Origin of the sequence: Amycolatopsis orientalis DSM 43388 (assembly GCF_000411975.1) — a bacterium.
Taxonomy (GTDB): Bacteria; Actinomycetota; Actinomycetes; order Mycobacteriales; family Pseudonocardiaceae; genus Amycolatopsis; species Amycolatopsis orientalis_D.
The window spans coordinates 103,880-115,439 of record NZ_ASXG01000169.1; the positions used below are offsets into that span (position 1 = coordinate 103,880).

General features: G+C 69.4%; 8 protein-coding genes. 5 read left to right on the top strand and 3 right to left on the bottom strand.

Features of this window, described 5'->3' with window-relative positions; genetic code table 11:
- Window positions 1–18 precede the first annotated feature (18 nt).
- Window positions 19–2,433, top strand: coding sequence for a DNA helicase PcrA (gene pcrA, locus L942_RS35375; RefSeq protein WP_037368673.1), 2,415 nt, complete (start codon window positions 19–21; stop codon window positions 2,431–2,433).
- A 303-nt stretch (window positions 2,434–2,736) separates the two neighbouring features.
- Here pcrA and L942_RS35380 read toward each other — a convergent pair whose 3' ends face one another.
- Together L942_RS35380 and L942_RS35385 are read right to left on the bottom strand one after the other, a co-directional pair.
- Window positions 2,737–4,059, bottom strand: coding sequence for a M20 family metallopeptidase (locus L942_RS35380; protein WP_037368675.1), 1,323 nt, complete (start codon window positions 4,057–4,059; stop codon window positions 2,737–2,739).
- 37 nt (window positions 4,060–4,096) lie between these two features.
- A complete protein-coding gene (locus L942_RS35385) occupies window positions 4,097–4,858 on the bottom strand; it encodes a class I SAM-dependent methyltransferase (protein ID WP_037368707.1) in 762 nt (253 codons plus the stop codon).
- A 166-nt stretch (window positions 4,859–5,024) separates the two neighbouring features.
- On the opposite strand from L942_RS35385, the gene L942_RS35390 reads away from it, so the two are divergent.
- The 4 genes from L942_RS35390 to L942_RS35405 all read left to right on the top strand — a co-directional run bounded on the left by L942_RS35390 (window position 5,025) and on the right by L942_RS35405 (window position 9,902).
- Window positions 5,025–5,951 carry a DNA-3-methyladenine glycosylase family protein gene (locus L942_RS35390; RefSeq protein ID WP_051166474.1) on the top strand — a complete coding sequence of 309 codons (927 nt, stop codon included), beginning with the start codon at window positions 5,025–5,027 and terminating at the stop codon, window positions 5,949–5,951.
- Between the two features lie 208 nt (window positions 5,952–6,159).
- On the top strand, window positions 6,160–6,876 hold the full coding sequence (locus L942_RS35395) for a M50 family metallopeptidase (RefSeq protein WP_037368677.1): 717 nt from the start codon (window positions 6,160–6,162) through the stop codon (window positions 6,874–6,876).
- 654 nt (window positions 6,877–7,530) lie between these two features.
- On the top strand, window positions 7,531–8,763 hold the full coding sequence (locus L942_RS35400) for an aldehyde dehydrogenase family protein (protein WP_037368678.1): 1,233 nt from the start codon (window positions 7,531–7,533) through the stop codon (window positions 8,761–8,763).
- A 32-nt stretch (window positions 8,764–8,795) separates the two neighbouring features.
- Window positions 8,796–9,902, top strand: coding sequence for a dihydrofolate reductase family protein (locus tag L942_RS35405; RefSeq protein WP_037368711.1), 1,107 nt, complete (start codon window positions 8,796–8,798; stop codon window positions 9,900–9,902).
- A 77-nt stretch (window positions 9,903–9,979) separates the two neighbouring features.
- Here the strand turns inward: L942_RS35405 and L942_RS35410 are convergent, their stop codons facing one another.
- On the bottom strand, window positions 9,980–11,191 hold the full coding sequence (locus L942_RS35410) for a chitinase (RefSeq protein WP_037368680.1): 1,212 nt from the start codon (window positions 11,189–11,191) through the stop codon (window positions 9,980–9,982).
- Between the last annotated feature and the right edge of the window lie 369 nt (window positions 11,192–11,560).

An 11,560-nucleotide genomic window follows, 5' to 3' on the forward strand; every position in this document is an offset into this window, starting at 1 on the left:
GGGTAGCGTGGACAGACGATGGACACCCTCTTCGATCTCCCCGCAGACCCGCCCGCCCGCGCTGCCCGGCCGGGAACCGCAGACCTGCTCGAGGACCTCAACCCCGCCCAGCGCGAGGCGGTGACGCACGCCGGAGGTCCGCTGCTGGTCGTCGCGGGAGCCGGATCGGGCAAGACCCGCGTGCTCACGCGCCGGATCGCCTACCTGCTCGCCGAACGCGGCGTGCATCCGGGCGAGATCATGGCGATCACGTTCACCAACAAGGCCGCCGCCGAGATGCGCGAACGCGTCGCGGCGCTCGTCGGCAAACGCGCGAACGCGATGTGGGTGTCCACGTTCCACTCGATGTGCGTGCGGATCCTCCGCCGCGAGGCGAAAACGCTCGACATGTCGTCGAGTTTCTCCATCTACGACTCGGACGACACGAAGCGGCTCATCACGCTCGTGGCGCGCGACCTCGACATCGACCCGAAGAAGTACGCCGCGCGCACGCTCGCGGTGCACATCTCGAACCTGAAGAACGAGCTGGTCGACCCGGAAGAAGCGGCCTCGAAGGCGGCCAACGACCTGGAACGCCGGGTCGCCGAGGTCTACGCCGAGTACCAGCGCAGGCTCTCGGGCGCGAACGCGTTCGACTTCGACGACCTGATCATGCAGACAGTGTCGTTGCTGCAAGCGTTCCCGGACGTCGCGGAGTACTACCGGCGGCGTTTCCGGCACGTCCTGGTCGACGAGTACCAGGACACGAACCACGCGCAGTACACGTTGGTGCGCGCGCTCGCCGGGACTGAGGCCACGGACAGCGGAATCGAGCCCGCCGAACTGTGCGTGGTCGGCGACGCGGACCAGTCCATCTACGCCTTCCGCGGCGCGACCATCCGCAATATCGAGGAATTCGAACGCGACTTCCCGAACGCGCACACGATTCTGCTGGAGCAGAATTACCGCTCCACGCAAACGATCCTGTCCGCGGCCAACGCGGTGATCGCGCGCAACCCCAACCGGCGCGCCAAGCGGCTGTGGACCGATTCGGGCGACGGCGAGAAGATCGTCGGCTACGTGTCGGACAACGACCACGACGAGGCCGCGTTCGTCGCCGGGGAGATCGACGCGCTGGCGGAGAAGGGCGAGGCGGACTACTCGGACGTCGCGGTGTTCTACCGCACCAACAACCAGTCGCGGGTGTTCGAGGAAATCTTCATCCGGCTGGGCCTGCCGTACAAGGTTGTCGGCGGCGTGCGGTTCTACGAACGACGCGAAGTGCGGGACATGATCGCGTACCTGCGTGTCCTCGCGAACCCGGACGACACGGTCAGCCTGCGGCGGATCCTCAACGTTCCCAAGCGCGGCATCGGCGACCGGGCCGAGGCCGTCGTGGCAACGCACGCGGAGCGGGAACGAATCTCGTTCTGGGCCGCCCTGCGCGACGCGGTCGACGACAAGGTGGCGCTGCTGAACCCGCGCTCGGCCAAGGCGATCACCGGCTTCGTGACGCTGTTGGACGAACTGCGGGAAATGGCGTCGTCCGGCACCGAGGTGCACGACCTGCTCGAAGCGATCCTGGAGCGCACCGGCTACCGCGCGGAACTCGAGGAATCGGACGACCCGCAGGACGCGTCGCGCGTCGAAAACCTCACCGAACTGGTGACGGTGGCACGTGAATTCGCCGAGTTCACCGCCGAGGTCGCCAACGACGAAAACGCTGAACTGGTCCTGGACGACGGCGTTCCGGCGCCTGGTTCGCTGCCCGCCTTCCTGGAACGGGTTTCGCTGGTCGCGGACGCCGACTCGATCCCCTCCCCGGACGGAGGCGAGGAAGGCGACGGCGGCGCGGGCGTGGTCACCCTGATGACCGTGCACACCGCGAAGGGCCTGGAATACCCGGTCGTCTTCTGCACCGGTTGGGAAGACGGGGTCTTCCCGCACATGCGCGCCTTGGGCGATCCCGCGGAACTGGCCGAAGAACGCCGGCTGGCCTACGTAGCGATTACCCGTGCGCGGCAACGACTTTACGTATCGCGCGCGCTTACCCGGTCGGCCTGGGGACAGCCGCAGATGAACCCGGCGTCCCGCTTCCTGGACGAGCTGCCGCCGGACCTGGTCGACTGGCGCCGTCTGGAACCGTCCTCGCCGGGCTTCGGAAACTTCGGCTCTTCTTCGGGCTCCTCCTCGGGTCCCCGAGCCGCGACCACGTGGGGCCGACGGTCCTCGTCGTCGTCGACCTCCTCGAGTTCGCCGTTCGGCAAGGCGTGGAAGGACACGGTGGCGCTGAAGCTGGACGTGGGAGACCGAGTCAGCCACGACAAGTACGGCCTGGGCACAGTGATTTCCTGCGACGGCGTCGGCCCCCGCGCGACCGCAACGATCGACTTCGGCGCTTCGGGCAAGGTTCGGTTGATGCTGATCGGCAGTGTGCCGATGGTGAAACTCTGACGGCTGCTGGTCTTTCGGCCACAGCTCCGCCGGCTGTGGTCGCGCCTGCTGCGACTGAGGTGCTTGCGGCTGGAGCGGCTTTGCGGGTTTGATCCTCCGTGCCGTGCCGTGCCGTGCCGTGCCGTGCCGTGCCGTGCCGTGCCGTGCCGTGCCGTGCCGTGCCGTGCCGTGCCGTCATAACCCAGCAGCACCGACCACTGCGGCGTCACTGGGGTCAGCCCAACCCGGGCGAACCTTCAGCACACCCCGTCAAACCGGCGGCTTTGCACCTCCTCCCAGCCACTCGGCCACGCGCGCTTGCGGTCAGTCGAAGAAACTCGGCACGTCCAGCGCCCCTCCCGATGCCTCGAATTCGTCGTGGACGGCTTTGCGCAGCTCCGCGTCAGCGAGGTAATCAGCGGCGGTCAGCGCCAGCCCCAGCGCACCGTCCACTACCGCTTGGTCACCCGCAGGCGACCCGGCTGCCTCGGCGAATTCCTTGGTGTGCAAAGCGACCGTCGGCCCGGACACCGCGATCATCGGGTGCAGCGCGGGCATCCGGAAGGACAAGTTTCCGAGGTCCGTGCTTCCGGTCAGGAATTCCGGCACGATGCCCGGCGGCAGCGGTTTCCGCCCGGTTCCTTGCTGATTGACAGACCATCGCCCGGCCAGCGTCGTGTTGAACCGGATCGGCAGGTACGCCGGCTGCTCGTCCCAGTGCAACTCCACTCCGCAGCCAGTCATTTCGGCCGCGCCGTGGGCGATCGCGGTCATCCGGTTGGCCAAATCGCGCAGCGTCTCGGGATTCGCCGACCGGAGGTAGAACAGAAGAGCCGCGCGGGCGGGGATCACGTTCGGCCGGGCACCGCCGTCGGTGAAGATACCGTGCACTCGGTCGCTCGACGGCAGCTGTTGCCGCAGCGCGGACACTCCTTGGTAGGCCGCCACCGCCGCGTCGAGCGCGTTGCGTCCCATGAACGGCTGCGCCGAAGCATGGGCACCGACGCCGTGGAAGACCATCTCCAGTTGCCGCCTGCCGAGGAATGGGTGCAGCGCGATGTCGTGGCTGAACGGGTGCAACATGATCACCGCGTCGACATCGTCGAAGACTCCCGCTCGCGCGAGAGTTTCCTTGCCGCCACCGCCTTCCTCCGCGGGAGTGCCCACCAGCGACACCCGTCCGCCGAGACGTTCGGCCACTGCAGCCGCACCGAGGAATCCGCCGGCGCCCGCGGTGCAAATGACGTTGTGCCCGCAGCCATGCCCCAACCCGGGCAGCGCGTCGTATTCGGACAGAACCGCGATGTGCGGTCCGTTGTTGTCCGGAGTTCCGGTGCGCAGCGCGGTGTCCAGCCCGCCGAGCCCGACGGTGACTTCGTGGCCGTGTGCGCGCAGCAGCTCGGCGAGCGCCCCGACTGACCGGTGTTCGGCGAACCCTTCTTCCGGATGGGCGTGCAGATCCTGGCTGAGCGCGACGAGTTCGCTGGCCCGGGAACGCACTTCTTCTTCAACCGCAGCACGGGTTTCCGCGTCGGCTCCCGCGTAGTCGGAGCCGAGCGGTTCGGCGGCAGCCACGGCGTCGGCGGTGGCTTCGATGAGGGAACGGAGGTGGCTGTCGTCGGGCGGGACGGGTGCGGCGTGGGTCATGCGGGGAATGCTAGCCCCGAACCCCGACAGAAATGGATCACTGCACGTCAGACAACCGTCCGGAGACGAGTTGGGCGACGCCGAAGTACTGCTCGCGCACCTCGTCGAAGCCACGCGCGCGCAAGCTGGCCGCGATCTCCCCGCGGTCGAACATGCGTTGTCCGCTGACGATTCCTCCTGCGGTGTCGGCGATCCGGGCCGGCTGCCAGTCTCGGCGGGCGCTCGTGAGCAGGACGACGCGTCCGCCGGGGCGCAGAATCCGGGCGAACGAGTCGAGTGCGCGTTCCGGCTCGGCGAACATGTGCAGGGCGGCGAAACAGCAAATCGCGTCCACAGTGGACGAAAGCAGCGGTGGCTCGACCGCGTCGGCGCGAAGGTAAGCCACGCTCGGCGAATCAGTCTCTTCGACCGCGCGCGAAAGCATGCTGCGCGCACCGTCCAGGCCAATCGCGAGCCCGTCCGGTCCCACCGCGTTCCCGAACGCACGCGTGAACCGACCGGTCCCGCACGCGACGTCGAGCACGATCTGACCTGGCCGCAGCGCGAGCCGTTCGGAGGCGAGTGCGATCTCGTCGGCCATGCTAGGGCCGCTCGGGCCTTTCAGGACGCGGCCGAGCACCGGCCGCCAGTAGCGTTCGTAGACCTGCGGCAGCAGCGTGGTGCGCATGAGCCGCTGAGTGACTCCGGTGGGCGGGCCGGCCTGGGCCGCGTCGCCGAGCGTGTCGAGGAAGCCGTCGGCTGACGTGGCCGGTTCGCTGAGCAGATCGGCGAGCCGTTGTTGGGTGCTGTGGTGCGGCACGGGGGTCCTCTCGATGGGGATACCGGCAGTATGCGGCATCCGCTGCTCACTCGTTCGAGTGAAGATCTGGCCGATCAAGCGTTCGAAGCCCGGCATTGTCGGTGCCGGTTCCTAACGTCGTCCGCACGGTCTCCGACTCGCGGAGACCAGCGAGGAGGACTGACCGATGACCGCACCGATCCTGCGTCCGATCGACCTGCCCACCGGCGAAATCGCCGTGCACGGGGCCTTCGACCTGAGTGCCGCGTCGCAGTGGCTCGCCGGGGCGGGCCCGGCGGGATCCTTCGCCGTCGAACCGGGCGTGCTGCGGGTGGCGTTCCCGGTGGAGGGGATCTGGACGCACGCCGGGGCCGCGATCCGGCAGAGATCCCCGGGCACCGTCGAAGTCGGCGTGGCGGCGCCGGTGGAGATCGCCGCCCGGGTGGTCGCGCAGGTGAGCCGGATGCTTTCGCTCGATGTCGACGAATCCGGGTTCGCCGAGGTCGCGAGCCGCGACTCGGTGGTCCGGCGGCTGCACGCCCGGCACCGCGGAGCGCGTCCGGTGCTGCATTCGTCGCCGTATGAAGCAGCCTGCTGGGCCGTGCTCACGCAAGGAATGCGGGTCCCGCAGGCGATGCGGTTCCGGGAGCAGCTCGCGGTGCGACATGGCTGGCGGGCAGGCGACGACGGGCCGTTTTCCTTTCCTTCGCCGCAGATCGTGGCCGAGTTGGGTGACGAACCATCGGTCGGACCGTTCCGGCTCGCCCGCCTTCGCGCCGTCGCCCGGGCAGCGGTCGACGGCCGCCTGGACACCGAAGAGCTGCTGGCCATGCCGATCCCCGACGCGCTGACCCGGCTCTGCGCGATCCCGGGCATCGGAGCGTTCTCAGCCGAGCAGATCCTGCTGCACGGCGCGGGCCACCCTGATCTCTTTCCCCGACTGGACACCCAGCTCCATCAGGTTCTCTGCGCGGAGTACGCGTTGCCTCCCGACACGCCGCCGGACGAGCTTGAGCCGCTGGCTGAGGACTGGCGTCCGTATCGGTCGTGGGTCGCCCATCTGTTCCGGCTCGATCGGCTGCGGGTGTCCGCGTCCGGGAAGGGGGAGGACTGAGCCGTGCGTGACGAGGTGGATCGGCGGGAGGGAGACGTCATGGAGTGAGGCCGCGCCCCATACCGAATCGCGCCCGAGAGGTGTTGCCTGGGCACTCACAGCGGCCAAATAGGGCCTGTGGTGAGGTGTCCGCGTGACTACGCCTGCACTCGCCGTCTCGACTGTGCTCAGTGCTCGACCGGGCACTGGAGAAATCTCTGGTGCAGCCATGGCCGCGGGCGCTGGGACAGTCGGTGCGGCGCTCGAACAGGCGAACACGCCGAGCGTCATCACGGTGGTCACCGGCGGGATCGCGTTGCTGGTTGTGCTGGCCGGCGGGACGCCGTGGCGGTTCGCCCGCAACGTCATCACGATCGTGCACGAGGCAGGCCACGCGCTGGCCGCGGTGACAGTCGGGCGGCGACTGCGGTCGATCCGACTGCACTCGGACACCTCCGGGGTCACCGTGTCGCGCGGCAAGCCGGAAGGGCCGGGCATGGCGTTCACGGCCTTGGCCGGGTACGTCGCGCCGTCGGTCTTGGGACTGCTGCTCGCCAGCCTCATCGGAGCGGACCTGATCACCGCGGTGCTCGTGCTCGTCGCGGTGCTGCTGCTGGGTGTGCTGATCATGGTGCGCAACGCCTATGGCGTGTTCACGGTGGTGGCGAGCGCTGTCGTGCTCGGGCTGGTGGCTCTGGTCGCGCCGAAGGTGGTGCAGGCGCCGTTCGTGTATCTCCTGACCTGGTTCCTGCTGTTCGGCGGGGTCCGGCCGGTGGTGGAGCTTCAGCTCAAACGGCGGCGTGGCCAGGCGCGGGACTCCGACGCCGATCAGCTGAGCCGGTTGACCGCGGTGCCCGCAGTGTTGTGGGTGCTGGTGTTCATCGTGCTCACGGTGAGCTGTGTCATCGCGGGCGGGTTGTGGTTGCTGCAGCCGCTGGCGTTGTGAGGCGGCCGCGGCGGTCTCCGGCTGGCGGTGAGGTGACACGGGCTGGTGGCTCGGTGGCGTCGGGTGACGGTGTGGGACCGCTGGGTTGCGGCGGAGCCGGTGGTGGTTCGGAGTGGCCTCTGTGGGCCGCGGGCTGAGGCGGAGCGGCAGACAGCTGGGCTGCGTGGTCGGCGGCAGGGCGCAGCGGCCCGGTGGCCGGGCGGCTGGGCTTGATGGTCGGTCGGCGTCGCCTGATGGCGCGGTGGCTCGGGCGTGGTGATCGGGCTGCGTGGCTTGTTGGCCAGGTCGCTCGCTTGACGGCCGGTTGCGCGGCTTGATGGCCGGGTCGCTTGGACTGACGGCCGGGCTGCGCGGGCTCGTGGTCGGGCTACGCGGGCTGAGGTCCTGGCTGCCGGATTGCGGCGGAGCGGTGGCTGTCGGATCGCCGGAGCTGGTGCCCGGAGCGTCCTGCCTGTCGCGCGCGGGCGGCCAATCGCAGTGCCGGTTGACGCGGCGGAGACCGTGGTCGTGAGCGGCGGCGCTGTCGACCACGTCGCCGACCAGGAGACTGGTGCCGCGAGTGTCCCGAGTGTCCCGAGGGCTGAGCCCGTCGTCTCCCCATGTGGGCGGTACGGCAGACTGGACGTCTGCTGAGCCGCCGGAGGGAGACAGGCGATGGACGAGGTCGCGAAGGCCGTCGAGGAGTGTGCGCGGGCGGCGAAGGCGGCTGCGCCTTCGTTGGCTGCTGCCGGGGACGACGCGGTGGACGCGGCGCTCGTCGGGATGGCGGAGCGGCTCGTCGCGCATCGGGACGAGGTGCTCGACGCCAACCGGGCCGACGTCGCGAAGGCTACGGCCGACGGGATGAGCGCCGGTCTGCTCGACCGGCTCACCATCACGCCCGAGCGGCTCGACGGGATGGCTTCGCAGCTGCGTCTGCTGGCCGGCGCGCCGCACCAGGAGCGGTCCGTCGACGTGTCCACGCTGGACGGCGGGCTGCGGCTGATCGAGCGGCGGCGGCCGGTCGGGGTCATCGGCGCGAACTACGAGGCGCGGCCGAACGTGACGGTCGACGTGGCGTCGCAGCTGGTCAAGTCGCGCAACGGCGGCGTGCTGCGGACCGGGTCGGCGGCGTTGGGTTCGGCGCAGCGGTTGCGCGACGTCGTGATCGCGCCGGCGCTCGAGGCGGCGGGCATCAACCCGGACGTCGTGCAGCTGGTGCCGCGCGTGGAGCGGGAAGCGGCGTCGGCGCTGGTTCGGCTGCCGGGGCTCGTGCCGCTCGTCATCCTGCGTGGCAGCGGGGACAGCACGCGCGCGCTGGCGACCGAAGCCGCGGTGCACGGGGTTCGCACCTTGGCGCACGCTGACGGTGGCGGGGTGCTGTACGTCGACGCCGCGGCGGATGCGGCCAAGGTTCGCGACCTGGTGTTCTCGAGCCTCGACCGGCTTGGCGTCTGCAACCGGCTGAACCTGCTGCTGATCCACGAGGACGTGCACGACACGGTGTGGCCGCAGATCGAGTCAGCGCTGGCCGAGCGCGGCGTCACGCCTTCGCTCGCGCCGCACGAGCAACCGATCGGCTACGAGTGGGCGCTGGACTCCGAGCGGGAGGCGACGGTCACCGTGGAGAAGGTCGGCGGGCTCTCCGACGCGGTGGAGATCGCGAACGAGCGCACGTCCGGGCTCGCCGCGGGGATCGCGACCGAGAACCCGGCGGCGGCGGAGCAGTTCTTCGACGGCTACACCGGCACGGGCGTGTTCTGGAACGCGCCGACCCGGCTGCTGGACGGCTTCAAGCTGCTCGCGGTGCCCGAAACCGGCATCAACCTCGACCGGGTGCCCGGGCCGCGCGGGCCGGTGACCTACACCGACCTGTACGTCCGCCAGTACGCCGTAGTGCCTGCCTGACCTGGCCGGAGCACGATGAGCGGATGGGCATGATGACCGGGCGGCCGCACGTTCTGCTGTCCGCGGCGCAATCGCTGGACGGCTACCTCGACGACGCCGGCAGCACCCGTCTGCTCCTGTCCAACGAGGACGACTTCGCGGAGGTCGACCGGCTGCGCGCCGAGGCCGACGCGATCCTCGTCGGTGCGGGCACGGTGCGGGCCGACAACCCGCGGCTCCTCGTGCGCTCCGCCGAGCTGATCCGCGAGCGGGTCGCGGCGGGGCGGCCGGAGCAACCGGTCAAAGTGACGGTCACGAGCAGCGGCAAGCTGGATCCGGCGTCGCGGTTCTTCACCGTCGGCGACACCGAGAAGCTCGTCTACGCCCCGCGAGGCACTGCAGACAGCCTGAGCGCGGTCGCGACGGTCGTGGAGGTCGGCAGTCCTCCGCGGCTCGAGTCCGTGTTGGACGACCTCGGCGCGCGAGGTATTCAGACGCTGCTAGTCGAGGGCGGCGGAGCGGTGCACACGCAGTTCCTCGACACCGGGCTCGCCGACGAACTCCGGCTCGCGATCGCGCCGGTCATGGTCGGCGACCCGCGGGCGCCGCGGTTTCTCGGTCCGGGTGCGTTCCCGCGACCGTGGGAACTGACGGAAGTGCGGCGGCTCGGCGACATCGCGGTGCTGCGCTACCGCGCCGCGGCTGAACCGTCGTCGCTCGATCTGTTGCGGTTGCGGCAAGCCATCGCGCTCGCCGACGAATGTCCGCCGAGCTCGACTTTTCGGGTTGGCGCGGTCGTCGGGCTGCCGGACGGGACAGTGCTCGCCACCGGGCACTCGGGCGAGGGCGATCCGCGCAACCACGCGGAAGAAGCCGCCCTGGCGAAGCTCGATCCGCACGACCCGCGGCTCGCCAACGCGACCATGTACAGCTCGCTCGAACCGTGCAGCGATCGCGCGTCCCACCCCAAAAGCTGCACGCAGCTGATCCTCGAGACGGCCATTCCGCGAGTGGTGATGGCTTGGCGGGAACCGTCGTTGTTCGTCGAGGCCGAAGGAGTCGAGCGCCTTGTCGCGGCCGGACGGCGGGTGATCGAGGTGCCGGCGCTGGCTTCGGAAGTCCGGCGGGCGAATACGCACCTGCCCGGCGTTCGTCCCTGATTCCTTGCCGCGATTGACGGATCGGGCGCTGCCGCACGGAATCCGCACCGCAGCGCCCGATCGGGAAAACTAGCCGGTCAGCACGCTCCGTTGTCGGTCCAGACGCCCCACTGGCCGGTCGTGCCGGGTTCCTCGCCCTGGGTCCACCATTTGGCAGTCCATTTGTGGCTGTTGTGGGAAACGACGGCGCCGCCGGTGTAGACCTGCGTTTTCTGCCATTCCGGTGCCGTACAGGCACCCGGCGGATTGCTGGTCGAGCTCGTCGGCGGATTGGTCTGCGGCGGAGTCGCGCCCGCGAACCGGGTGGTGAACTTCGTGAAGTCCCAGTCGTTTTGCTGGACGTTCGAGCACACGCTGTTGTCGGTCGTCGTCGTGCACTGCCGGTCGCGGTTGACCGCCCAGAAGGTGAATCGGCCGAGGTGGTGGCTCGTCGCGTAGTCGTACACCGTCTGGAAATCGGAAACGTTGAAGTATTCCGACGAGTCGGATTTCCCGTTCATGCCCGAGAAACCCTCGTGCGCATACGCGGTGGCGCTGTCCCAGCCGAGGTGGCTTTGGAGCAGCCCGTGGAACGCTTCCAGCGCGGACACCTGCGACGCTCCGCCGCCGGTGAAGCCGCCGTCGAACGGCATGATCGAGAAGTTGTTGGGAGAGAAGCCGATCGATTTCGCCTGGTCCAGCAACTGGGTGCCGAACCAGCCGGTGCCCGCCGCGGTGCCCGGCATGGTCACCGAGACGAACAGGCCGGGGTTGTCCGCCTGCAGTTTCTTCGCGGCGCCGAGCTCGTTCGCGATCGCCGCGGTGTCTTCGTATTCGGGCTCTTCGAGGTCGAAGTCGAGGGCTTTCAGGTTGTATTTCGTCACGACCTGCTGGTAGGCCGCGGCGGTCGCGTCGACGGTCCCGCAGGTCTGGCCCAGCTTCGTGCCGCCGTAGCCGCCGACCGAAACCGACACGTCGCCGCCGTTGCCGCGGATGCGGTTGATCGCGTCGCCGACGGTCGTGTCCGACGAGACCGGGGAGTTGCCGTCCCAGGTGGGACTGCATCCGCCGCCCTTCGGCGCGAGGATGAAGGCGAGCTGGAACGCCTTCTGCCCGGTCGCGTTCATGACGGTCACCGGGTCGGGCGGGTTGTTGCTCTGCGGCATGAGGTACGGCGCCGAGGCGTACCAGTTGTTGTCGAGGCCGGTCGACGTCCCGGTCTGCGCATGGGCGGTCGCGGCCACGAGGGCAGCTGCTCCGGCCACGGTAGCGGCGGCGACGAAAGTGGCGGCCAGTCTGCTTCGCTGCATCTGTCCTCCGGCGAGCATTTCGGAAAATGAATGCGGTAAGCATTGGACTAGACCATTATGAAGTCAAGGTGCGGTCGGCTGCTCTTGTCCGGCGGGGGGCTGGTTCGGGAGGTATGCCGGGATTCGGTTCGGCGGGTTCACCCTTGCGGCCCAACGGTTCCGTGCGGAAGGACGCGGACCGCCGGGGCCAGTGGTCCGCTGCGGAGAGGGGGAGACGATGACGGTGCGGTTGGTCTGGACCGGTGCTCGGCGGGGCCCCGGGACACGGACCGGGCGGCGGGGGAGGCTCCGGGGGCTCGCGGAGTGGTGGCGGGAGCAGTGGTGGTGGCGGGGTTGGGCGGGGCGGGCTTGGCGGTAGGCCTGGGGTGG